The 23,979-nt window shown below is 70.9% G+C and carries 19 protein-coding genes; 13 read left to right on the top strand and 6 right to left on the bottom strand.

The annotated features are described in order from the left end of the window. The first annotated feature begins 163 nt into the window (after positions 1-163). Both CMC5_RS01190 and CMC5_RS01185 read left to right on the top strand, forming a co-directional pair. Positions 164-2,179, top strand: a complete 2,016-nt coding sequence (locus CMC5_RS01190) for an ATP-binding protein (protein WP_050428696.1) — start codon at positions 164-166, stop codon at positions 2,177-2,179. Further along, a complete protein-coding gene (locus CMC5_RS01185; RefSeq protein ID WP_050428695.1) occupies positions 2,176-3,330 on the top strand; it encodes a response regulator in 1,155 nt (384 codons plus the stop codon). The genes CMC5_RS01190 and CMC5_RS01185 overlap by 4 nt, the downstream gene beginning before the upstream one ends. A 75-nt stretch (positions 3,331-3,405) precedes the next feature. On the opposite strand, the gene CMC5_RS01180 is transcribed toward CMC5_RS01185, so the two are convergent. The 4 genes from CMC5_RS01180 to CMC5_RS01165 form a co-directional block, all read right to left on the bottom strand. Then, entirely contained in the window at positions 3,406-5,484 is a 2,079-nt protein-coding gene (locus CMC5_RS01180) for a hybrid sensor histidine kinase/response regulator (protein WP_050428694.1), read from the bottom strand. Positions 5,485-5,553: 69 nt separating this feature from the next. Next, the gene (locus tag CMC5_RS01175) at positions 5,554-7,173 is read right to left on the bottom strand and encodes an NAD(P)-binding protein (RefSeq protein WP_050428693.1); all 1,620 of its coding nucleotides are present in this window, start codon (positions 7,171-7,173) and stop codon (positions 5,554-5,556) included. Continuing rightward, positions 7,170-7,877: a phosphoribosylglycinamide formyltransferase gene (gene purN, locus CMC5_RS01170; RefSeq protein WP_050428692.1), complete on the bottom strand. Its 708-nt coding sequence runs from the start codon at positions 7,875-7,877 to the stop codon at positions 7,170-7,172. The genes CMC5_RS01175 and purN overlap by 4 nt, the downstream gene beginning before the upstream one ends. A gap of 50 nt (positions 7,878-7,927) precedes the next feature. Continuing rightward, positions 7,928-8,863: a formylglycine-generating enzyme family protein gene (locus CMC5_RS01165; protein ID WP_156338025.1), complete on the bottom strand. Its 936-nt coding sequence runs from the start codon at positions 8,861-8,863 to the stop codon at positions 7,928-7,930. Between the two features lie 154 nt (positions 8,864-9,017). On the opposite strand from CMC5_RS01165, the gene CMC5_RS01160 reads away from it, so the two are divergent. Together CMC5_RS01160 and CMC5_RS01155 are read left to right on the top strand one after the other, a co-directional pair. Further along, a complete protein-coding gene (locus CMC5_RS01160) occupies positions 9,018-9,647 on the top strand; it encodes a hypothetical protein (RefSeq protein WP_063796192.1) in 630 nt (209 codons plus the stop codon). A gap of 720 nt (positions 9,648-10,367) precedes the next feature. After that, on the top strand, positions 10,368-12,944 hold the full coding sequence (locus tag CMC5_RS01155) for a serine/threonine protein kinase (RefSeq protein ID WP_169796423.1): 2,577 nt from the start codon (positions 10,368-10,370) through the stop codon (positions 12,942-12,944). A gap of 13 nt (positions 12,945-12,957) precedes the next feature. Here the strand turns inward: CMC5_RS01155 and mutM are convergent, their stop codons facing one another. Continuing rightward, a complete protein-coding gene (gene mutM / locus CMC5_RS01150; RefSeq protein ID WP_050428689.1) occupies positions 12,958-13,791 on the bottom strand; it encodes a bifunctional DNA-formamidopyrimidine glycosylase/DNA-(apurinic or apyrimidinic site) lyase in 834 nt (277 codons plus the stop codon). Positions 13,792-13,806: 15 nt separating this feature from the next. After that, positions 13,807-14,181 carry a copper-binding protein gene (locus tag CMC5_RS01145; RefSeq protein ID WP_169796422.1) on the bottom strand — a complete coding sequence of 125 codons (375 nt, stop codon included), beginning with the start codon at positions 14,179-14,181 and terminating at the stop codon, positions 13,807-13,809. A 106-nt stretch (positions 14,182-14,287) separates the two neighbouring features. Between CMC5_RS01145 and CMC5_RS01140 the strand changes: the two genes are divergently transcribed. From CMC5_RS01140 to CMC5_RS01095, 9 genes are all read left to right on the top strand, one after another. After that, a complete protein-coding gene (locus tag CMC5_RS01140; protein WP_050428687.1) occupies positions 14,288-14,635 on the top strand; it encodes a copper-binding protein in 348 nt (115 codons plus the stop codon). Positions 14,636-14,683: 48 nt separating this feature from the next. After that, on the top strand, positions 14,684-17,089 hold the full coding sequence (locus tag CMC5_RS01135) for a hypothetical protein (protein ID WP_050428685.1): 2,406 nt from the start codon (positions 14,684-14,686) through the stop codon (positions 17,087-17,089). Positions 17,090-17,204: 115 nt separating this feature from the next. Next, entirely contained in the window at positions 17,205-18,179 is a 975-nt protein-coding gene (locus CMC5_RS01130) for a hypothetical protein (RefSeq protein WP_050428684.1), read from the top strand. A gap of 114 nt (positions 18,180-18,293) precedes the next feature. Further along, complete coding sequence (locus tag CMC5_RS01125) at positions 18,294-19,028, top strand: hypothetical protein (protein WP_050428683.1); 735 nt, start codon at positions 18,294-18,296, stop codon at positions 19,026-19,028. A 530-nt stretch (positions 19,029-19,558) separates the two neighbouring features. Beyond that, positions 19,559-20,101, top strand: a complete 543-nt coding sequence (locus CMC5_RS01115; RefSeq protein ID WP_050428681.1) for a YceI family protein — start codon at positions 19,559-19,561, stop codon at positions 20,099-20,101. A 349-nt stretch (positions 20,102-20,450) separates the two neighbouring features. Continuing rightward, positions 20,451-21,704 (top strand): hypothetical protein, encoded by a 1,254-nt coding sequence (locus CMC5_RS01110; protein ID WP_050428680.1) that lies wholly within the window; start codon positions 20,451-20,453, stop codon positions 21,702-21,704. Then, positions 21,691-22,212 carry a thrombospondin type 3 repeat-containing protein gene (locus tag CMC5_RS01105; protein WP_050428679.1) on the top strand — a complete coding sequence of 174 codons (522 nt, stop codon included), beginning with the start codon at positions 21,691-21,693 and terminating at the stop codon, positions 22,210-22,212. Before CMC5_RS01110 ends, CMC5_RS01105 begins: the two co-directional genes overlap by 14 nt. A 163-nt stretch (positions 22,213-22,375) precedes the next feature. Beyond that, on the top strand, positions 22,376-22,918 hold the full coding sequence (locus CMC5_RS01100; protein WP_050428678.1) for a YceI family protein: 543 nt from the start codon (positions 22,376-22,378) through the stop codon (positions 22,916-22,918). Positions 22,919-22,997: 79 nt separating this feature from the next. Then, the gene (locus tag CMC5_RS01095) at positions 22,998-23,930 is read left to right on the top strand and encodes a hypothetical protein (protein ID WP_050428677.1); all 933 of its coding nucleotides are present in this window, start codon (positions 22,998-23,000) and stop codon (positions 23,928-23,930) included. The last annotated feature ends 49 nt before the right edge of the window (positions 23,931-23,979 follow it).

The following is a 23,979-nucleotide window of genomic DNA, read 5'->3' as shown; positions in this document are numbered from 1 at the left end:
CGCATAGCGCGTCGACGATCGCGCCGCGAGCCTTCCTCCAGCGCCCTGGCCGGACGACCGCCGCGGGGCGCCGTGTGGCACCGCGGCGACGCCTGCGGTGCTGGAACGCAGCCCTGCCGGACTTCGGAGTCATGTAGGATGGGCCCTCGCTCTCGGACGGCCAGTGACCCGATCCATCCCTGTCGAACCTTCCTCCGTCGCGCTGCCCCTGGCCACGGGGACGTCAGGATCGATCGCGACCTCCCCTGTGCGGCCGGACGACGGCCTCGGCGCCTTCGGTGCGGCGCTCTCCCTCGTCGCCGAGACCTCGACCGAGGGCCTGGCCGTCGTGACGACCGACGGCGTCGTGCTCCTCGCCAACGGCATCATCGAGCGCCTGCTCGGCGTGCGGGTGGGCGCGTCCGTGCCCGGGCCGCTCGCTGCGGCGCTGCGCCCCCTCTTCGCCGGCACCCTGACCGAGCTCCGCCTGACCCAGGCCGAGCGCACCGTGCGTCTCGCCGTTGCGCCCGTCCCGCTGGCCCAGCCTCTCTCGCCTTCGCGCCTTGCCGACGACGCGCCGGCCTCCGGTCACCTGCTCGTCGCCCGCGAGCTGCCCGTCACCCTGGGCGACGCCCGACCCTTCCTCCCCGAGGTCGAGCTGCCCGAGCCGACCCCGCGTGAACGCGCGCTCCTCGCCGAGCTCGCCGCCGAGCGCCGCGCCGCCGAGGAGGCGCAGCGCGCCCGCGCCCAGGCCGAGGCCGCGACCCGCGCCAAGAGCACCTACCTCGCGAACATGAGCCACGAGCTGCGCACGCCGCTCAACTCCATCCTCGGCTTCGCGCAGCTCCTCGAGCGCGACCGCGCCCTCAGCGAGCAGCACCGCGAGAACCTGCTCGTGATCAGCAAGGCGGGTGAGCACCTCCTCGGCCTGATCAACGACATCCTCGAGATGGCCCGCATCGAGGCGGGGCGCGCCAGCCTCAACGAGACCGACTTCGACCTGCACCGCCTGCTCGGCAGCGTCGAAGAGATGTTCTCCGTTCAGGCCCGCAAGAAGGGGCTCGTCCTGGAGATCGACCGCGACGCCGACCTGCCGCGCTACGTCCGCTCCGACGAGGGCAAGCTGCGCCAGGTCCTGATCAACCTCCTCGGCAACGCCCTCAAGTTCACCTCCCGCGGCAGGGTGGTGCTCCACACCCACGCCCCCCCGCGCTCGGGCGAACCGGCGTCCGGCGGCCGTCTCCGCCTCCACTTCGAGGTCTCCGACACCGGCCCCGGCATCGCTGCCCAGGAGATCGACGACCTCTTCCAGGCCTTCTCTCAGTCGCAGACGGGCCGCGACCTCGGTGAAGGCACAGGGCTCGGCCTCGCCATCAGCCGCCAGTTCGTGATGCTCATGGGCGGCGACATCCAGGTGCAGAGCGAGCCGGGCAAGGGCTCCACCTTCAGCTTCGACGTGCGCGTCGGCCTCTCCGACCTCGCCGCCGTGCGCGCCACCCGCGAACCCCGCGCTGCGGTGAGCATCGCCCCTGGCCAGCCGCCATGCCGCGTCCTCGTCGTCGACGACGGGTGGCAGTCGCGCCACCTGCTCATCCGCCTCCTCGGCGGGCTCGGCTTCGAGGTCCGCGGCGCCACCAATGGCCTCGGCGCTCTGGCCCAGTTCGAGATGTGGGAGCCGCACCTGATCTTCATGGACATGCGCATGCCCCTGCTCGACGGCTACGAGGCCACCCGCCGCATCAAGGGCACCGAGCGCGGCCGCTCGACGATCATCGTCGGCATGAGCGCCAGCGCCTTCGAGCACAACCGCGCCCAGGTGCTCTCTGCCGGCTGCGACGACTTCCTCCGCAAACCGTACCGGGATCACGAGATCTGCGACAAGATCGCGAAGCACCTCGCCGTCGAGCTGGTCTACGAAGAAGCCAGGCCCACCCAGGTGCCCCCCGCGCCCTCCGAGGGGGAACTCCGGGCCAGGGTGGCGACCCTCCCGGCCGAGTGGCGCGTCGAGCTGAGCGACGCCGCGACCCGCCTCGACCGCAACGCCGTCCTCACGTTGCTCGACATGATCCGGGTCCAGGACCCGCTGCTCGCCGAGGCCTTGATGGACCTCGTGCGCCAGTACCGCTTCGACCGCATCCTTGCCCTCTTCGGCCAACCGGAGCCCTCGCGCTGCGCCGCGACGAGGAGCAACGCCTCGTGAGCGACACGTCCCGCCACGACTCCAGCCCGCCCCTGTCGTGGCGCCGGCCCAGCCTCTCGTCCACGTCGCCGGGCGTGGTGCTCGTCGTCGACGACAAGCCCGAGAACCTCTCGCTCCTGTCCTCGGTCCTCAGCGCCGAGGGCTACGAGGTCCGCGCGGCGATCACGGGCGCGATGGCGCTCGTCGCGGCGGCCGCCGACCCGCCCGACATCATCCTCCTCGACGTCAACATGCCCGAGATGGATGGTTACGAGGTCTGCCGCAGGCTCAAGGCCGACAGACGCACCGCCGACGTCCCGGTGATCTTCATCAGCGTGCTGTCCGAGCTGGAGGACAAGGTGGCGGCCTTCGACGCGGGCGGCGTCGACTACGTCACCAAACCGTTCCACGTCCAGGAGGTCCTCGCTCGCGTGGGCACCCAGCTCCTCCTGCACCGCCAGCGACGCGAGCTCGCGCGCCAGCAAAAGGAGCTGTCCGAGCGCTACCTCGAGATCCAGCAGCTCCACGCGACCCTCCGGGAGTACCTCTCGGACCGCGCCTGGGCGAGCATCGCCGCGGCCAGCGCGTCACCGGAGGCTCCGCCCGTGCCCACGCGCGAGGTGCTCACCATCCTCATCACCGACGTCGCCGGCTTCGTGCGCATCTCGGAGCAGATCGAGCCGGGCCCCTTGCTCGCCGATCTCAGTCTCTATCTCGCCACCCTCACCCAGGCCATTCACCGCCGCGGCGGCCAGGTGGACAAGTACCTCGGCGACGGCGTGCTCTCGTTCTTCAAGGACGCTGGCGCCGCCGTCCTCGCCGCGCACGACCTCCAGCGCGAGATCGCTGCATTCAATGGCCGGCTTCGCGACGCTGCGCGGCCCATCTTTCCGACCCGCCTCGGCATCGCCACCGGCCCGGTGGTGCTCGCCAGCATCGGCTCTCAGGGCCGCCGCGAGTTCACCCTGATCGGCGATCGCGTGAACGTCGCCTCTCGCCTCCAGGCCGAGGCCATACCCGGTGGCATCCTCATGGATGCCCGCACCTGGCAGGCCGCTGGCCGCCCGGCCGGCGCGAAGGCGGTGACGGTCCTGCTCAAAGGCAAGCAGGAGGCCGAGGCGGCCTACGCCATCGTGCCCGATCTCGCCGCGGCGCTTCCCTCACCCTCGTGACGCCCCCTCCCGGTGCGGCCGCTTCAGGCCGACGGGGGGCGCACCCCCGTCGTGGGATGCACCCCCATCGTGGGATCAGAGTGCTTCGCCTCGCGCCCGCAGTGCCTCGGCCAGCACCCGGTCGATCGCCTCCACCGCGAACGGCTTCTCCAGGAACCCATCGATCGTCGACTCCGAGCCCCTCTCGCTGTGGATCCCGGCGCCGGCCAGGTGCGCTTCCGAGTAGCCGCTCATGAGCACCACCCGGGCCGAGGCCCGCAGGTTCCGGATCGCCTCCAGCGCCTCGTAGCCGTTCTTGCGCGGCATGCTGATGTCGAGCAGCACCAGATCGAAGTTGCCGCGCGCGTTGCGGAACGTCTCGATCGCGTCGCTGCCGTCCTCCGCCATCGCCACCGTGTGCCCGCGCCGACCGAGGACGCGCGACAGCGTGATCCGCACCGCCTCCTCGTCGTCGACCACCAGCACCCGGAGCTTCTGGAGCGCTGCGCGCGACGGCGTCTCCCGCGTGCTCGCGAGCGGCGCCTGACCCGCGGTCAGCGGCACGCGCAGCCGGATCGTCGTCCCCCGATCCACCTCGCTCTCCACCTCGATCTGCCCGAACATCCGGCGGACGATGCCCTGCACCGCCGAGAGGCCGAGGCCCCGACCTCTCCCCTTGGTCGTGAAGAACGGGTCGAAGATGCGCCGCCGGGTCTCCGGCGTCATCCCGCACCCGGTGTCCGACACCTCCAGCACCCACACCCCGGGCCCGGTCGGACGCACCGTGGCCCCCAGCGTCGTCGTCGTGCTCGGTGACTTGCTGGCCAGCGTCGTGCTCGACGTGGATGCGTTCTGGCCCGTCTCGATCCACGACCGGATGCGGACCTCGCCGCTCCGGCCCTGGAGTGCGTCGGAGGCGTTGAGCACCAGGTTCATCACCACCTGGCGGAGCTGCGTCGGATCGGCCTCGACGCACACCGCGGTGTCGGCGCTCGTGGAGAGCCGCGGCGTGTCGACGAGGAGCTTCACCTCTCGGCCGATGTTGCGGCGGAGCAGCTCCAGCATCTCGCCGACGAGCTGCACCGGATCCAGCCGCTCCACGGTGAACGGCCCCCCGCCCGCATAAGCGAGGAGCTGCTTCGTCAGATCGCTCATCCTCCGGGCCGACGTCTCGATGGCGCGCAGCGCGCCGTGCACCGGCGAGCCGTAGGGCACCTCGTCCAGCACCAGGCTCGCCTCGGTGAGCACCCCGGTGAGCAGGTTGTTGAAGTCGTGCGCGATGCCCCCCGCGAGCAGCCCCAGGCTCTCCAGCTTCTGCGCTTGCAAGAGCCGCTCTTCCAGCCGCGCGCGCGCCTGCTCCTCGATCACCCGCTCGGTGACGTCCTGCGCGGTGCCGATGATCTCCACCACCTTGCCGGTCGCGTCGCGCCGCGACACCCCCTTCGATGCGAGGTGCACCACGACGCCATCCGCCCGCAGGGCCCGGTGCTCCAGCATGTAGGGCACCCCCTCGCGGCCGCACAGGTCGAGCGCGTCCAGGAAGCCACGCCGGTCCTCCGGGTGGATCATCTCGATCAGCTCGTCGAACGAGGGCGGGTCGTTGCCCACCTTGCGCCCGAGGAGCCGGAACATCTCGTCGGTCCACAGGACCGTGCGTGTCGGCAGGTGGAGTCGGAAGCCTCCGAGCCGCGCGATCGACTGCGCAGCGACCAGCGCCTCCTCCGAGGTGCGGCGCGCCCGCTCCGCTTGCTCGCGCTGGAGTTCGGCCTGTTTGTGCTCCGACTCGTCCACGGCGAGGCCCGTGATCCGGGTCGAGCCGTCGGGGAGCTTCACGACCGTGGCCCGGTTGCGCACCCAGCGCACCACCCCGTCGCGGCTGCGCACCCGCAGCTCGCAGTCGAACGGCTCGCCGCTGTCGAGCGAGGCCTTCAGCCGCAGGCGCACCCCGGGCAGATCGTCGGGCAGCACCAGCGTGAGCAGGGCGTTCGCGTCGGCGAGCACCTCGTGCGCGGGGATCCCCGAGAGCCGCTCGACCCCCGCGCTCGCGTGCTCGTACTGCACCGAGCCATCGGTCCGGATCACCAGCGCGTAGAGCGCGGCATCGGGGATGCCGTCCACGAGCTGCTGGAGCCGCCGGAGCGCCTCCTCGGGATCCGATCGGTCATGAGAGCTCATGGGGCGCATCTTAAACTCCGGAGGTCGCGAGCCACGCTGGTTTGTGCGTGTTCTTCGAGGTGGGAGAGATCACCCGATCTCCACCTTGCTCCACATGTCGCGACGCATCCTCTCTCTCCGCCGATCGGTGCGCGTCACCAGACGTGCAGCTCCCCAGGCCGCGAGGAGCTGCCCTTCTTGCCCCAGGGCGGGCAGCACCGTCCGACCGACGAGCAGCGTCCGCTCGATCGGGCCTCGGATCGGCTCACCCGAGAGGCCCAGATAGCCTGGAGGATCGACCTCGAGCTGGCGCATCATCGGCTCTGCGCCCTTCACGTTTCCCCGCTCCACGAGCCGCCGTCGCCCATCCTCGTACACCCACGCAGGCAGCCCGTCGTGCGGCGAGTCGACGAGGAGCAAGTGGCGCTCGAGAAACGGCAACTCCGCCGTCAAGGCGTCCAGCACCACCTGGCGCGCGTCACGCAGCCCGAGCTGCCCTCGGTCTGGCAAGAGCACCTCGGCGATCAGCAGCGATTCTCCCGGCGACGTGGGCAGCGCACAGCGCTGCAGGTGGATCGCCGGGCGGAGAGGTCCAGGTCGGACGCCGCGCACACCGCCCCCCATCGCTGGCGGTGGCCGAGACGCGGCGCGCACCTCGCCCGTCGTGCGCCCCCCGGGCCGCGCAATCCCACCTCCAGGTCCTGGCAGCACGAATGCCTCGGGCCCGAGCGGCGCGGGCAGCCCCTCGTCGCGCACCACCAGCGACACCACGAACCGACCCACCGACGACGTGATGCGTGGCCACTCGCGCAGCGCGCGCTTGTGGATCCCTTCCCCCCCGGACAGCGACGCCATGTCCTCGCCGTCCAGATCGGTGATCACGAACCCGGCGCTCGTCGGCTGCTCTGCGCCGTCGACCAGCACCCCGGACGCCACGCCGCGGCGCACGTGGATCGCTGCGGCGCGCTCGTCGAGCAGGCACACCCCTCCGTGCGCCTGCACCCGCTCGATCAGGAACTCTTCCAGGTCTTCTTCCCCGCCGGGGAGCGTCATCACCCCGCGCGTCCACGCCCCGTGCAAGCGCGCCACCGCGAACGGCGGTGGCAGCGCCGACAGGTCGGTCGCGAACATCACCGAGCTGGTGACGATCGCGCGATACAGGTGGCCTCGCGGGAACTCCACCATCAGGTCCGCGTCCGGCTCGGCGTGGGCGTACGGCAGCATCGCGGCGTAGCGCCCCGTCTCTCGCCGCTCCCAGAACGTGCCTGGCGGCCACACCGCGTCCCTTTCGAACGCCTCGTCGGCCGCGCTGTTCACCTGCGCCAGGTCCGCGTACAGCTCGTCGATCACCCGCCGCAGCTCGGGCAGCTCCCGGTCGATCTCTCGCCCGAACAGTGCCATGTCCGGCGGGATGTCCAGGCGCAGCCGCGGCGCCAGCGCTTGCATCATCGGCATCGCCGGCGTCACCCGACGCTTCCACGTCTGCGACTGCGCCAGCTCCACCATCACCTTGCGCCACGCTGGCGACGGCTCGGCCAGCATGGTGAACGCCCGCCGCCGGAGCCTCCGGCCCTCCATCCGGTAGCTCGGCGGCCGCTCCCCGTGACCCACCACCATCACCGTGAAGTCGCGTCGCGCCAGCAGCGCCGCCGCGGTGAGCGCGCCGATCGAGCGGCCGATGACGATGACGTCGTAGTGCCGCTGGATCACGGCGCCCGCTCCGGCCCGCCGCCAAAGCCTTCGGCTGCTCCTCCGGCCGTGCGGAGCCCCAGCACGGGCACGACCCCCGCGAACCGCGCCCGCGTGCGTCCCCCGGGGGCAGCCGACGGCACGAGCTCCAGCCGCCCCTCGGCGATCCATCCGAGCGCTTGCACGAGCAGCGCGTGCTCCATCTCCAGCAGCCGCGCCCCGAGCTGCGCCCGGTCGTCGCCGTCCAGCACCGGCACCACCGCTTGCGCGAGGATCGGCCCCGTGTCCGTGCCCGCGTCCACCAGGTGCACCGTGCAGCCCGTGAGCTTCACCCCGTGGTCCAGCGCCTGCTGCTGTGCATCCACCCCGGGGAACGACGGCGAGAGCGCGGGGTGGATGTTCACCACGCGGTCCGGGAAGGCCTCGAGAAACGTCGGCGTGAGCAGCCGCATGAACCCCGCCAGCACCACCCACGACGCCCCCGCCTCGCGCAGCGCCGACACCAGCGCCGCGTCGAAGCCCGCGCGGTCCGCGAACGCCCGGTGCGACACGACGCGCGTCGGCACGCCGGCGCGCTCGGCTCGGCTCAGGGCCTCGACGTCCGCCTGGTTCGAGATCACCACCCGCACCCGCGCGTCGAGCCGGCCTTCGGCCACGGCGTCGAGGATGGCCTGCAGGTTGGACCCACGTCCCGAGACGAGGACACCGAGGTCGAGCGGCGGCATGCCCGCCAGATACTACGCCCGCGCCTCGGCGCACGCGCTTTCTGCCCCGTCTACCTCGACCGCACGCAGCGGAACCCGATGTAGCTCTCCGCCGTCCGCGCGTTCCCACGGCCGCGGTGGGCTGCGTGCACCAGCCGCTCCTCGTCGCTCACCCAGGCCCCGCCGCGATCGACATAGCTCGTGTCGTCGCAGTCGGGCTCGCCGTACCCACAGTAATGACTGGCAGTCCACTCCCACACATTCCCCGCCATGTCCATGAGCCCCTGAGGCGTGTTGCCATCCGGGAACGATCCCACCGGGCAGGTCCCGTCGTCTCGATCCCAGCACAGCCCCTCGTCCAGGAACGTGTCGCCCCACGGGAAGGTGCGCCCCTTCGTCCCGCGCGCCGCGAACTCCCACTCCGTCTCGGTGGGCAGCCGCTTGTCCTGCGCCCGGCAGTAGGTGTCCGCTTGCCGCCACGTCACGCAGTTCACCGGGTGCCGGGCCCGATCCGTGCGCCCGCTGTTGCAGTGCAGGATGCCCTCGGGGCGCGAGTCCGCCTCGTCGGCCGTCTGGGCGGGCTGGCAGGTCTGCGCACGGACGCACTGCTCGTACGCCTCGACCGTCACCTCGGTGACGTCCATCCAGAATCCCTCGACCTTCACCGTATGCACCGGCTGCTCGTCCGTGTCACAGCCGTCGAACCCCATCTCGAAGCTCCCCGAGGGGATCTGGATCATGCCCTTCCGCTGCGGATCGGGCGCCTCTTCCGCGGCCTCTGCGGCGGGTCCGCTCGCCTCCACCCCGGCCTCGAGCGGCGCGATCTCCAGCACCACCGCGGGCGCGCCGTGCGTCGCGCTGCTGGCGCCACAGCCGAGCAGCGCGCTCGACACGCCACACCCTGCCAGGTGGGCGACGATCCATCCCAGGGTCGTCCTCCCGGCGCGTGGTGGCGCTCCTCTCTTCTCCCCAGGGTCCCTCGGATCGAGCGCAGGGCGTCGCGACACGGCCGGAGCCTAGCACCCGAGCGCGCCGTCCGGTCGTGCCCGGGGGCGAGGTGCGAACGCGCCGAGGTGGGCCGTGCGCGGCGGTGGGGAACCGTGTACTGGTACGCGGTTCCCACGTTGGTCCCGGGCCGCGCATGCCTCGTCGTTCGTCCTCATGATCCACCTGGAGTTGCTCGGCGTTCACACGCGGCTGCTCTCGCCGCTCTGTGCGCGTTGCCCCCAGGGGGCTGCCGGGTGTTGCTTCAGCCCACCGCTGGCCGACTGGTCGGACATCGGTCGCATCGTCCTGCTCGGCGGTCGTGACTTCCTCCTCGCGCAGATCGCGGCGGGGCGGCTCTCGCCGGTCGCGGGCGGGCTGCGCCTTTTGCGCGTGCGACGCCGCGAGCGCCCCACCGATCGACGCCAGAACAAGTGCGTGTTTCATGGCGCCGAGGGCTGCACCATCGACCACACCCTCCGCCCGGCCACCTGCAACTACTACGTCTGCGAGGACACGTTCCGCGAAGGAGAGGGCGACGACGCGCAGCCCGAAGATCTGCGCCTCGCCGCGTCCGCCGCTGCCCGGCGCGCGCACGCCGCCTTGCACACGCTCTACAGCCGGTGGGATCAGGTGCTGGCCGCGCGCATCGCCGCCGCGTGGCCCGAGGGCGTCGCCTGGGACGCGGCGTTTCTCGACTGGCTGGGTGACGAGTTGCGCCTTCTGGAGGCTCGAGCGGCGCCGTTCGAGGCGCTCTCGCCTGTGTCCGACGAGCGCCCGAGCCGCCCGGCGACCGAGCCACGCTGACACGGGGTGGAATTCTGGCCTGGCGAGGCGGACCTGGTGTCGGAGAGAAATTTTTCGGCAGGTCCACCTCGTGACCAAAGCGTCGCCACCCGCGTCGGGGGCGGGTCCGGAAGTTCACCTGCCCGCGGACACGAAAGCGGGGATCCGTGCGCGCGAACCACCCCGCCATCCCGGCGTGACGGGGGCCGGTCCCTCGGCGAGCCGGACCTGAGCGCACGGCGCCCGGGGCGAGGGCGCTGCCGACCTGGCTGCGGTACGCCGTCGACGGGGCCATGGCGCGCGAACACAGGTCCCGTGAGTCGTCGACGGGACCCGGTCCGGGGCGTGCACAGGTCCCGTGAGTCGTCGACGGGACCCAGTCCGGGGCGTGCACAGGTCCCGTGAGTCGTCGACGAGCCGCAGTCCAGGGTGAGACATGGTCGCGTCAGCGGCCGACGCGACCATGTCTCACTGGAAAAGAGGATGGGTAGGCCCTTTTCGAGGGGATTTCGGTGACTGGGCCAACAGGAGGTCGGCCGCGGATGTTCGTCACGGACGTCCTGGACCCACGGGGAGCGCCAACGGAAGGGCGAGGGGAGCAGGGGATGCCCCCTGTGGTGAGGAAGATGACGCGACGGGAAGGGCTTCTCGGACGTTGGCGCGATGTGCCGGACGGGCGGGGTGGGTGCGGGTGAACGTCGACCGTCCCACCCGGACCGGGGTAGGGTGCCGGCCATCGCGATGGCCGAGACCAAGCCCACGGATCAATCCGACAAGGCGGCCCTGCGCCGGGCCGACTCGCTCCTCGGTCGGGTCATCTCCCAGCGCTACCGCATCGACGAGGTCATCGCGATGGGAGGGATGGGGGCGGTGTACCGCGGCGAGCACGTGCGCATGCGCAAGCGCGTCGCCATCAAGATCCTCCATCCGGACACCGAGGGGCTGCCGGAGCTGGTGAAGCGCTTCGAGCGCGAGGCGGTGGCGGGCGCGCACATCCAGCACCCCAACGTGGCCACCGCCACCGACTTCGGCGAGACCGAGGACGGGCTCTTCTACCTCGTCGCCGAGTACGTCCGGGGGACGACCCTGCACGACATCATCCGGCGCGGTCCGCTCGCGCCGTCGCGTGCGGCCAGCATCGCGCGTCAGCTCGCCGCAGCGCTCGGCGCGGCGCACACGATGGACATCGTCCACCGCGACCTCAAGCCCCGCAACGTGATGGTCGTCGAGGCGCAGAACGATCTCGTCAAGCTGATCGACTGGGGCTTCGCCAAGGTGCGCATGGAGCGGCTGAGCGCGGTGGCCGCGGAGCTGGAGCATGCCGATCGCCCCTCGATGACCGAGCGCCTCACCGGCGCGGGTGTGGTGTTCGGGACCATGGCGTACCTCGCCCCCGAGGCCGCGCTCGGCATGGAATCGGTCGACGCCCGCTCGGACCTCTTCGCGCTGGGGATCATCTTCTACGAGATGCTCGCCGGGAAGCACCCGTTCTCGGCCAACGATCCGGTGCAGCTCTTCACCAAGATGGCGACGCTGGAGGCGCCGCCCATCGCCGAGCGGGCGCCTTCGGTGTCGGTCCCCCCGGAGCTGGAGGCGATCGCGCGTCGGTTGATCAAGAAGCTGCCCGAGGCGCGCTTCGCGTCGGCCGAGGAGCTGCTCGCGGCGCTGGATGAGGCGTGTGAGGCCGCGGCGCTGCCGATGCCGCGCCCGGTCTCCGCCTCGACCCGTCCGCCGTCGAGCAACATGGCGAAGGCGAACGTGCCTCCGCCTGCAGCCCTGCCGAAGCTCGACGGGGGAGAGGGCGCTGCCGCGAGCCCGGTTCCCACGTCGTCGAGCGCGCTCCTGGAGCTGGACTCGGCGGCCCTCCAGTCGGCGCGGGACTCGAACCTGGAGTTCTCGAACACGGTGCCGTCTTCCAGGCCCTTCGGGCCGTCGGAGCGCACCACCCTGGATCGGGCGTCGGACGTGTCGACGTCGGAGGCCTCGGTCCCGGGTCTGGGGTCGCCATCGGCGGGCACGTCGTCGATGGGTATTTCGTCGGAGGATACGTCGGAGCGGGTGTCCTCGGAGCAAGGGTCGTTGGAGCGGGTGTCCTCGGAGCAAGGGTCGTTGGAGCGGGTGTCCTCGGAGCAAGGGTCGTCAAAAGAAGCGACGTCGGAGCGAGCGTCGACGAAACCGCTGTCTCGAGAGGGCGCAGCCTCCTCTGCGTCGCCGCAGGCTGAGGAGGCGCGCGCGTCGTCATCGGATGAGGGGTCACGGGCGTCGTCGCCGGTGGAGGGCGACGCGAAGGGCCCGTCGACCGACCGCCCTGAGGACGCCTCTGCAGCGGCGTCCTCGCTGACGACCTCGGCGCCAGCGTCGTCGCCTTCCGAGCCGCCTCCTCCTCCGGAGTCGGTGGGCTCTCGCCCTGCGCTCCCTCCGGAGCCCATCGCCCCGGCCGCTGCGGCCGCTCGCGCTGCGGGCAACACGAAAATGCCCGCGAAGGCGGTCGCTGCAGAGCAGAGCAACCTGGGCCTCCTGGTGTTCGTGGGCGCAGTCATCGGGATCTTCTGCGTGTGGCTCGTCACGCGCGGAACTGCGCCGCCGCCGCCGGACCCGAACGCCCCCGTGACGCGCCCGAAGGCGCCCACCGTGAACCTCCGTCCACCGAAGGAGACCTTCCGCGACCTCAAGAACTTGCCGGGCCCGCTCTCGCCCTCGGCGTCTCCACAGAAAGAGGCACCGGGAGCCGAGGAAGCGCCGGATACCGTTCCCTCGGCGGCGGCTTCGGCGGCTTCGGCGGACACCGCGCCCGACCCGGCCGCGCGCGAGGCGCTCCAGAACGCGGTGAAGAAGCGGAGCTGGGACGAGGCGGTGAGCACCTTGCTCGACCTGGCCAAGCGCGACCGCAAGGCCCTGGAGGATCCAGGGGTGGCCGAGGCCGCGCGCAACCTGGCGGTTCTCGTCGCCTCGCCGCCGGGGACCAACCCGCACGCCGAGCCCGTGTTCACCGCGCTCGCGACACAGTTCGGCACCGGCGGAGGCGACGTCCTCTACCGTCTCGTCGAGACCCGTGGCCGCTCCGGACCCGCCTTGCGCGCGGCGGAGATTTTGCGCAAGCCCGAGCTCTCCGCCCACGCGAGCCCGCCGGTGCGCGCGGCGTTCGCGCTCCGCGACGCGCCCTGCAACGAGAAGCTCGGCCTCCTCGACCAGGCGGTGAAGGACGGCGACGAGCGCACCCTCCTGGTCCTGGAGACGGTGGTGCGCGCTTGCTTCAAGCACAGCCCCCCGGTGACCGACGCCATCCAGAAGCTGAAGGATCGGCTCAAGTCACCCTGAGCGCGCGCGCCGCTCATCCACCAGGCGGTGCTGGCTGGCACCGGGGGCAGTAGGCGCTGCTCCTCCCGGCGAGGCGGCGCGTCTCGATCGGCGCACCACAGCGCGGGCACGGCGTGCCGACACGTCCGTAGACGAGGAATGGGTTGTCGGTTGCGCGCCCGCCGGACAGGTAATGCACGTCGTCGGTCGTCGAAAGGGACGCGAGCGTGTGCGCGATGGAGGCCTCGATGCCTGCTGCCACCGCCTCCACCTGCTGCCGCGAGAGGCGGTTGGACGGATGGGCCGGGTGAACGCCGGCGCGAAAGAGGGCTTCCGCCGCCTGGATGTTGCCGACGCCCGCGATGAGGGTCGGATCCATGAGCGCCACCTTGACCGGGCGCGTGGTGCGGACGAGCGCGGCGCCGAGTCGCTCCGGGTCGATGCCGTCGAGGAGCGGGTCGGGGCCGAGCGCGGTGAGTTCCGGCAGCGCCGCGAGCTGCGCGGCCGGAGCGACGAGGAGGCGGCCGAACATCCGCGGGTCGTCATAGTGGAGCGCTGCGCCGTCCTCGAGGTGCAGGCGTGCACGATCATGACGCGGAGGCGCTTCTCCAGGCGTCCGGCGCAGCCATCGCCCCGACATCCCGAGGTGCGAGAGCAAGCCGAGGCCGGCGTCGAAGCCGAGCAACAGCGTCTTGCCGCGGCGCTCGACGCGCTCACACCGCCGGCCGAGGAGCGCGGCGGAAAAGGCTTCGGGCCGCATCGATCGGAGCACGCGGCTCGGGCTCGCTTCGGCGCGGGTGACCCGGACGCCGACGAGCCAGGTCCGGAGTGCGCGGGCGGCGTGCTCGACTTCCGGTAGCTCGGGCACGCAGGGCCTCGTGTCTCAGCGCTTCTGGATCGACGTGATCAGCCGCTGGCCATCGCCCTGCACGGAGAAGCGGAAGTGGACGCGGTCGCCTGCGGCGAAGGTGGCGATCTGCGCCGCGTCGCGCGGCTTGAACGACATCACCATGGCCCTCATGTACCCGGGGATGTCGTCGTGGGCGATGTTCACGAAGGCGCGGTCCGGCCCGAACGACATGATCATGCCGGTCGCCGTGTAGACCTCCGCCGCGTGCGCTGGTGGTGCGTCCCAGGGGGCACCGTCCGGCGACGAGGACGAAATCGCGAAGGAGCCAGCGGCCACGGCGAGAGCGAAAAAGAGGGGGATCGCCCACGTTCCGTCGCGGCTCGGGGGAGGAGCGCTCTGGCTCGGCATCGTCGGCATCTCCTACGCGCTGGCACCGGGACGGTCAACGAACAGCGCGCAGGTGCGTGATTATGCCGCACCCCACGGCCGGTCTCTCGCACTACGCTCACGGCTCATGCGAGCGGTATTTCTCGTTCTGTTCGTCTCGATCCTCTGCGGTGGATGCGAGCGCGGGCCTTCGGCGGAGAACAGTCAGAAGACGCCTCCGGCCATCTCTTCGTCGGCGCCGAGGAGGACGGTGCGCGGCGTGGTGAAGGCGCTGCCGGCGTCGCGCGCCTCGGTGGCCATCGCGCACGAGGAGATCCCCGACTACATGAAGGCGATGACCATGGACTTCGAGGTGGCCCGCCCGGCGCTGCTCGAGGGGATCAAGGTCGGCGACACGGTGAGCTTCACGTTCGTGGAGGCGCCTGGCTACCGGCTGGTGATCGAGGCGCTGGAGGCCGCCCCCGCCACGCCTTGACAGCGTCTCACTGCACCGCTTGTCTGCGCGGTCATGAGCTTTCTTGGCATGCAGTCGATCCGGCGTCGGAAGCGCGCGTGGGCCGCAGTGGTGACGGTTCCCTTCCTGCTCGCGGCAGGTTGCTCCAGCGATGGCGACGGGTCGGGTGATCCGAGCGGTCCCGGGAGCAGCAGCTCGGGGCCAGGCAGCGGCGGCGGACCCGGGAGCGGTGGGGCTGGCGGTGCGGGGGGCGCCGGGGGCGCCGGGGGCGCCGGGGGCGCCGGGGGCGATGCGGGCAACGCCGCGACCGGAGGCCAAGGCGGGACTGGAGGCCAGGGCGGCAGCGGCGGAGGCAGCTCCGTCTGCAACCCGGGGACGAGCGAGTTCTGTTACAGCGGGCCGCCCGGCACCGAGACGACGGGGTTGTGCAGGGCCGGGCTGAGGCAGTGTCTCGAGGACGGCAGCGGCTTCGGACCTTGCGAGGGCGAAGTGACGCCGGTGCCCGAGACCTGCGCGACCCCTGGCGACGACGACTGCGACGGGCAGATCAACGAGGAGGGGGTCGACTGTCAGTGCGTGCCCGGCACGTCGCTCCCCTGCTATTCGGGCCCCGCCGGGACACAGGGGGTGGGCGCGTGCGTGGGCGGCACGCAGGTCTGTCAGAACTCGGGGACGAGCTACGGCCCCTGCATGGGTGAGGTGGTGCCCTTGCCCGAGACTTGCCTGACGCCCGTGGACGACGACTGCGATGGCGTGGTGAACGAGGACGGGGCCGGGTGTGTCTGCGTGCCGAACACCACGGCGTCCTGTTACAGCGGGCCGCAGGGCACCGTGAACGTCGGCAATTGCATGGCCGGGGTGCGCGCATGCAACGCGCAAGGGACCGCGTGGGGACCGTGCATCGGCGAGGTGCTGCCGCAGACGGAGACCTGCCTCCAGCCGGGCGACGAGGACTGCGACGGGCAGATCAACGAGTCCGGCGAGGGATGCGTGTGCGTGCCGGGCTCGGTGGCGAGCTGCTACGGAGGACCACCCGGTACGGCCGGGGTCGGGATCTGCAGGGCCGGCACGCAGGTCTGCAACGCGCAAGGCTCCGGGTGGGGCACGTGCACGGGCGAGGTGCTGCCGCAGGCGGAGAACTGCGGCACGCCGGCGGACGAGGACTGCGACGGGGTGAACCCGGCGTGTGGCAGCGCGGCGTGGTCGCGGCAGGCTGGCAACACGCTGGATCAGGACGCCGTCGACGTGGTGACGGACGCCGCAGGCAGCGTCTTCCTGGTCGGTCACTTCTCCGGGGCCATCGATCTCGGAGGAGGGACCCTGACGACGGCGGGTGGGAGCGATCTGTTCGTCGCCAAGTTCGCGCCGAACGGGACGCACCTCTGGAGCCGGCGGTTCGGCGGGACCGTGAGCGAGCAGATGCGGGGCGTGGCCCTCGCGCCAGGGGGGCACGTGGTGATCACCGGCTCGTTCGGTGGGAGCATCGACTTCGGAGGGGGCGTGCTGAGCGCGGCGGGCGCGGGGAGCAACGGCTTCGTGGTGCGGCTGGACGGCGATGGCGGCCACGTGTGGAGCCTGTCCTTCGGCAGCGCGGGCGTGGACGACGAGGGGAACGCCGTGGCGGTGGACGCGCAGGGGAACGTGGTCGTCGCCGGGGCGGTGCGGTCGGCGTTCACCTTCGCGGGCGACACGCTCCCCGCCGCGGGCAGCAACGACATCTTCGTCGGGAAGGTGAGCGCGGCCGGTGTGCCGCTCTGGGGGCGGCGCTTCGGTGACGCCGCGTCGCAGGCGCCTCGCTCGGTGGCGCTGGATGCGAGCGGCGCGGTGTTCTTGACCGGCTTCTTCTACGGCACCGTGAACTTCGGGGGGAACGACTTCGTGGCCCAGAGCGGCGAGGAGGTGTTCCTCGCGAAGTTCAGCGCCGCGGGGGCGCACTCGTGGAGCAAGGCGTTCCACGCCTCCGGCTCGAACATCGGCCACAAGGTGGCGGTGGATGCGTCGGGCCATGCGTTCATCACGGGCCAGATCGCGGGCGTCGTCGACTTCGGTGGGGGCCCTCTCCCGAACGGCGGAGCGCATGACGTCTTCCTGGCGAAGTTCGATGGCGGCGGGGGGCACCAGTGGAGTCGGAGGTTCGGTGGCGCGATGGAGCAGCTCGGCTACGGGCTCGCGCTGGACGCGCAGGGCGGGGTGGCGATCACCGGGCGGCTGGCCGGTTCGGGGGATTTCGGCGGAGGGGTGCTGACGACGGCGGGCGGGGTCGACGTGTTCCTCGCGCGGTACGATGCGGCGGGCACGCACCTGTCGAGCCAGCGGTTCGGCGATGTGGGGGAGCAGTGGGGGCGCGCGGTGGCCTTCGATCCGGCGGGACACCTGCTCGTGGCGGGCCGTTTCCAGGACACCCTCGATTTCGGCAACGGCGCGCTGACGAGCGCGGGGGGCTGGGACGCCTTCGTCGCCAAGATCATCCCCTGAGGAGCCCCTGATGAGGAGCCCCTGAGCCAGGCGGTCCGCTCGGCGCGCGCGCTTCGTCTGCGCGCCATCGCCGCGCCGTCGCGCGGACGAGGCGTCGTGACTAGACTCCGCCCCCGTGCAGTCCGAGCCGACGTCGCAAGTCCCCGTGGTCCGCAGCAAGCCTCTTCTCCTCGGCGGGGCGATCTTCGTCCTCGCGGGGAGCATCTTCGGCACGGTGATGTTCATGCGGGGCGCGCCCGGCGGCGCCTACACGGTGCCGGTCGCGGACGGGATGCCCCTCGCCCTCGGCGACAAGCTCACCATGCGGGCGGGGCGCGCGGCGTGTGACGTGAGCGTGCTCGGTCGCTCGCCCGACGGGCGCGTGCTGGGGCTCGCGTGCGGCGCGCGTGAGCCGACGCCGCTCGTCCGCAGCGTGCTCCACGCGCGCACGAGCGTGTACTTCCAGGGAGGGCCGGCGAAGGGGGACCTGGTGCTCGTGCATCATTCGGGCGCCTGGTCGCGCGCGGAGGTGCTGGGCCCCGAGATGGACCGCAACACGCGCGTCCGCGTTCTGGAGGGAGAACTCCACGAGCCCAAGGTCGATCAGAAGTCGCTCGTGATCGTGCAGCGCGCGAGCGAGGCGTCGGCCGAGGGGGTCTCCGTGCCGCTGCCGACCGGCGCACCCATCGAGGTGGGGGATCTGCTCTCGCTGCGTGAAGAAGGGCAGGACGAGGGGCGAGGAGAAGGACCGGGGGAAGGGTCGAGAGAGGAACAGGCGAAGGCCAGGTTCGTCTCGGTTCGCGTGGAATCGATCGCTGGGGAGACGGTGCGGCTTCAGCCTGGCCGTGGCTTCCCGGTCTTCATACCCGACGCGGCGGCGGCGTCGGAGCACCCCAGAGCTCGGCTGTGGGTCCACGCGGTGCGCGCCATCGATCCGGTGGCGCCCGGCGCGGTGGTGCTGGTGCAGGATCAGGATGATAAGGAGGTCTGGGGGCGATGGACGGTCGTCGGCCCGGAGAAGGGCAGGACGCTGCGGCTCCGTCAGCTCGCCTCCAGCGTCGAGGTGGTGCGTGCACAAGACGACGTGCTCGTGGTGCGAAGCGGCGGCTGATCCCTGGACCCTGCAGCGGGTGACTTCGCCCGCTCTCCGAAGCCGTGAGGTCAGGTGCGGCGAGGGCCCGGGCGGCGCTTGTTCGGCTCCGGGACATCGGGTATCTCCCCCGCCATGAGCGCTACCTGGTGGATCTACAGCCCGCTCGCGCCGGAGGCGATGCGCGCCCTCGAAGACGAGTGTGAGCGCGTGCTCGAGGCCTACCTGGAGGCTCACCGTGACAGCGAGGACGAGTACGCCGAGGTGCTGGCGAGCAGCAAGCTGCCCACCCTCGACGAGCTCGAGGCGCTTTACCGACGGTCCCGGAAGTCGATCCCGGCCTCGGTCACGGCGCGCTTCGAGGCGTGCCGCTCGATGATGATCCTGGAGCGCCCGGGGGACCTCGACGTGGACGCCGTGCAGGTCTCAATGCTCCGCTTCCTGCTGGAGAAGACGGGTGAGGCCCTGGTGCTCTTCAACGACGGCGCGCTCGAGACGTCGGAGGAGGTCCTCCGCGATCTCGCGAGGAAGCGGGGAGCCGCGGACTTCTTGCTGGAGAAGCCTGCGGCTCCGGCCAGGCCGCCGGCGCGCAGAGGCGTGAAAGCCACAGGTGACGACGCGAGCGGGGAGGCGCGCGCCGGTCGGGTGGAGCAGATGCTGAGCGCGGCGCGGGTGAACCCCGAGCTGTCGATCGACGTGGTGGAAGTCCTCAGGAAGACACCGGACCTCGGTCGTCGTTATGCAGCGCTCCTCATCGAGGAGGGGGCGATGAGCGACGCGAGCGCGGCCGAGACGCTGGGCGTGGACCGGAGCGAGGTGGGCGCCGTCGCCGCCAAGCTGGAAGTGGCGCTCCGGGCGGTCACGGGCTGAGACCATGACCCGTCGTGTGCGGCGGGCACGTTCGGGCCGATGGTGGCGGCGTCGGTCGCGCGGCGGTGGACGTCTTCGCCCTGCACGCGCGCGGGGGTGATGTCGGCTCGCGCAGGGGTGATGTCGGCTACGGAGCGCGCCTGGGGATCCTGAGCGGTCGGTGCAGGAGCACGATTCCGACAGGCGAGGTGATCGGTGGGACGGGGGCGCACCGTGGGCGGGCGACGCTCGGTGTGCCGAGCTGCCACGGTGACGCCATGGCGTCATGGCGGTGAACCACCGATGGAGAGGATGTCGGGCACGCCTCCCCTGTGGGTCTTCGCCGTCGCTGGATCGATGGATGCCGGCAGCGTCATCCACACATCGCACCTCACGGTTTGACTTTCGGAGATAAGCTGTCGTCCAACGCCCATGCAGGCTCCTCCCCGGTTTCCGACGCGCGCGTCAGTGGAACGTCGAGGCGTCCTGTTGCAAATAGTCACCAAGCGGTTGGCGACGGGTCGGCCGCCCCTGGCACGGAGAAGAAGGTCATGAATCGTTCGCTTTATGTCGGTGTCGTCGCCTCGGTGCTCACCGCGGGCTTCGCACTGTCCGCGCACGCGAAGCTCGCCTCGCATGGGTCGTCTTCCGTGGAGTTCAAGGCCACCGGGCCGGCCGGGCTGAGCATCGTGGGCAAGTCGGACGAGCTGCGCGCCAGCGACAGCGCCGACAGCGTGCACATCGTGGTCCCGCTCGCGAAGCTCGATACGGGCATCGAGCTGCGCAACAAGCACATGAAGGAGAAGTACCTGGAGACCGCCAAGTACCCGCAGGCCGAGCTGGTCGTGCCGAAGGCGGCCATCAGCTACCCCACGGTCGGCGCGGGCGAGGCGACGGGGCAGCTCAAGCTCCACGGTCAGACCAAGCCCGTGAAGTTCAAGTACGAGGCGACCAAGAGCGGCAACGGCCACGCGGTGACCGGCAGCGTCCGGATCAACATCCTGGACTTCGGGATCGAGAAGCCGAGCTACATGGGCCTCTCGGTGAAGCCCGACGTCGATGTGTCCGTGAAGTTCAACACCCACGATCAGTGAACGGGACGGAGACGCTGCCGTCGCATCCTCTGCCGTCATGAGCGGAGAGCGACGGTCTCGGCTGCTCGACGGTCATCTGTCCACGCCCCCGGCGTCGGTGCGGGGGTGGAGGAAACGGACTCGACAAGAGCGCGCCCAAGATCCGGACGGCATGTGGAGGGGGCACGTCGCACGTCGATCGTCACGTCGAGCGTGGGGCGGCGACCAGGACGACACGGAACCCAGGGCATGTGGTTCCGACGCTCCCCGAGCCGGACCTTTGGTATGGAGTGCAGTGCGTTGCGCGTGATGCGCACGTCGCAATCGAGCGGTGTGCGCGACGGTCGTCACACCGAGCAGGGAAAATACGGTGCTCCTGGTCGAACCCATCTGTCCTGAGCGAGGCGTTCGTCGCTCCCGGGGGCGCAGCCAGCGCCTCCCGCGTCTGCTGCTGGCGCTGGTCCTCCCGCTGTTCGTGCTGCTCGTCGGCGAGCGCGCGTGGGCGTACCCGTGGATGATCCGGCATGACTACACGAGCTGCTCGACGTGCCACATCGACCCGTCGGGCGCCGGGTTGATGACGCTCTACGGGCGGGCGCAAAGCGAAGTCCTCCTCCGCACGCGCTACGGTGAGCCACCGGCGGACGAGGACCCCTCGAAGCTCGGCGGCTTCCTGTTCGGGGCCATCCCCCTGCCGGAGCAGCTGCTCGTCCAGGCCGACGTCCGCAGCTTGCTGCTGCACGTGCGACCTCCGTCGCCTGCCCCCACCGTCACCCGGTACATGCTCATGCAAGCCGACGCCGCAGCGGGTGCGGTGATCGATCGTTTCCGCGCCTCGGTGTCGCTGGGGTACGTCCCCGAGGGTGCGCTCGGCGCGTCGGTGACCCACGGTGAAGAGCACCGGCTCGTGTCGAGACAGCACTGGGCCGGCGTCGTGCTCGGCGAGAGCGAGGCGTTCATGCTGCGCGCGGGCCGCATGAACCTCCCGTACGGCCTGCGGATCATCGAGCACACGATGTGGGCGAGGTCGGCGACGCTCACCGACATCAACGCGGCCCAGCAGCACGGCCTTGCGTTCAGCTACGTGGAGGATGCCTGGCGCATGGAGGTGATGGCCATCATCGGCAACCTCCAGCTTTCACCCCCCGACCTGCGAGAGCGCGGCTACTCCGGCTACGTCGAGCGCGCGTTCGGTCAAAACCTCGCCGTCGGCGTGTCGAGCTTGATCACGTACACCGATACCGATCTCGCGACGCAGGCGCCGCTCTTCCGGCACGCGCACGGGGTGTTCGCGCGCTACGTGCCGGTCAAGCCCGTGGTGATCATGGCCGAGGGCGATTTCTTGATGCGCTCCTCGAGAGACGCCTCGATCCAGGCTGGCGCGACCGGCATGCTCCAGGTCGACGTGGAGCCGATCCAGGGCGTCCACTTCATCGGTACCGGCGAGGTGCTCAACAACGACTTCTCGGCGCAAGGGGCCTCGCTCGGCGGCTGGCTCTCGGCGAACTGGTTCTTTGCGCCTCACGCGGACGTGAGGTTCGACTTCAATTACCGCAACGTGCCGATCGCGGGCAGCCGCGCGGGCGTGACCTCCCTCCTGGGGCAGCTCCATGTTTTCCTCTGAGAAGACCTTCCTCACCGCGGCGTTCGTGGTCCTCACCACGGCACTGGCGGGACAGGCCCACGCGACGCCGAACTTCCCTCCACGCATCCAGTCCGAGCTCGGGCTCGATGCGGCGCCGGATTGTTCGATCTGCCATCAGGGCTCGGCGACGGCGGGAACGGTGACCACCCCGTTCGGAGAGAGCATGCTCAGCCGTGGGCTCGTTCCTTACGACGAGGATTCGCTCGTGCTCGCCCTCCAGGCGCTCGAGGGCGCCGGGAAGGACAGCGACGGTGACGGGGTGCCGGACATCGAGGAGCTGCGCCAGGGAACCGATCCCAACGTCGGCGCGGGGGCCGACGGGCCGCTGGTTGCGGAGTACGGGTGCCAGGCGGCGCCGATCGGGACCCGCAACTGGCGCGGGGTGCTGACGACCGTCGGTGGCATCCTCTCCATGACCATGCTGGCGCGCCGCTACCTGCGGCAGCGAGCGCTCCAGGACCGGCTCAAGAACCGGAAGAAGCCTTAGGTCAGAGCACCTCTCGACACCTCCCATCGCCAGCCTGCAGGCGCGGCCCGGATTCCCAACACACGGGTCAGGGGGCGTTACTGGAGCTGGGGGGAATCGTGTTGCACATGATCCTCACGACGGCTGACGCGAGGTCGGCCGTCCCCGAAAGGGAGAATGGATCATGCATCGTTGGCTCCATGTTGGTCTCTTTGCTTCGGCCTTCACGGCAGGGGCCGCGCTCACCGCCCACGCCAAGCTCGCCTCGACGGGCGCTGCCACGGTGGAGTTCAAGGCGGTGGGGCCCGCCGGTCTGAGCATCGTCGGCAAGTCGGACGAGGTGCGCGTCAGCGACACCGCCGACAGCGTGACGATCGTGATCCCCCTCGCCAAGCTCGATACGGGGATCGAGCTGCGCAACAAGCACATGAAGGAGAAGTACCTGGAGGTCGGCAAATTCCCGAACGCGAAGCTGATCGTCACCAAGGCGGCCATTGGCTACCCCGCCGTCGGTGGGGGCGAGGCGACGGGGCAGCTCGACCTGCACGGGCAGACGAAGCCGGTGAAGTTCAAGTACGAGGCGAAGAAGGGCGGCTCGGGTCACGCGGTGTCCGGCAGCGTGCGCGTCGACATGACCGCGTTCGGCATCGAGAAGCCGAGCTACATGGGGCTCTCGGTCAAGCCTGACGTCGACGTGGCGGTGACGTTCAACGTCGTCGACTCCTGAGCTGCACCTCGGAGCGGTGCTGGTGCGCCCCGAGGCGCGCCTGGGCGCCGCTCCATCACCGTCACCGAGGGTGTCGACGATGAGCCTGTTGCTTCGTGTGCTGTTGCCGTTCACGGTCGTGCTCTCCGCTGCCGCCGGCTGCTTTCTCCCTTCGGGTGACGGTGCGGACGCCGAGCCTTCGGGCAGCGGCGCCGGGGGTCCGGTGGGGCAAGGGGGAAGCGGCACCGGGGCAGACCGCGGTTTGCCGTGTGACGTCGACGCGGTGCTGGCGACGCACTGCCGGAGCTGTCACGGGAGCACGCCGTCCGCGCCGATGGCCCTCGTGACGTACGAGGACCTCGCGGCGAACGCGGTGTCGGATCCGACGCGGAGCGTGGGTGCGCTCTCCGTGGAGCGCATGGCGTCGACGGCGGCGCCCATGCCTCCTGGGAGTGGCCCCACCGTGCCCGCGGCCGAGCGTGCCGTGCTCGAGGCCTGGCTCGATGCGGGGATGCCGCGTGGCGCGTGCGGCGACGGAGGGGCCGGCCCGGTGGCGACGGTCTGCACGAGCGAGCGGTTCTGGAAGATGGGCGACGACAACCCGCACCCGCGGGGCGGGGAGCTCGACGAGGAAGGGCCGTGGATGAACCCGGGTCGCGCCTGCATCACCTGTCACGCCGAGAGTGGCGATTTCGACGATGACGATGATGACGATGATTTCGTGGTGCTCGGAGGGACGGTGTACCCGACCCTCCACGAGCCTGATCTCTGTTACGGCGTGGATGACGGTACCGACGAGGTGCGGGTCGTCATCACTGACGCCCAGAACCGAACCTATTCTCTACCCCTCGAGCCGACGGGGAACTTCCACCTGCCCCGGCGGGCGGGCGCCTTGACGTTTCCCATTCGGGCCAAGGTGGTCGCGAACGGCAAGGAGCGGGTCATGAACACGCCGCAGGCGAGCGGTGACTGCAACCGCTGCCACACCGAGCAGGGAGCGAACGGTGCGCCCGGACGCATCCACCTCCCCTGAGGTGGGCGATGTCTGCTTCGCGCGGGGATGCTGCGTCCGTTCGATGGCC

It is taken from the genome of Chondromyces crocatus (assembly GCF_001189295.1).
Classification (GTDB): Bacteria; Myxococcota_A; Polyangia; order Polyangiales; family Polyangiaceae; genus Chondromyces; species Chondromyces crocatus.
Note: the sequence above shows the minus strand (reverse complement) of the source record. Positions and strands in the feature narration are given on the sequence as shown.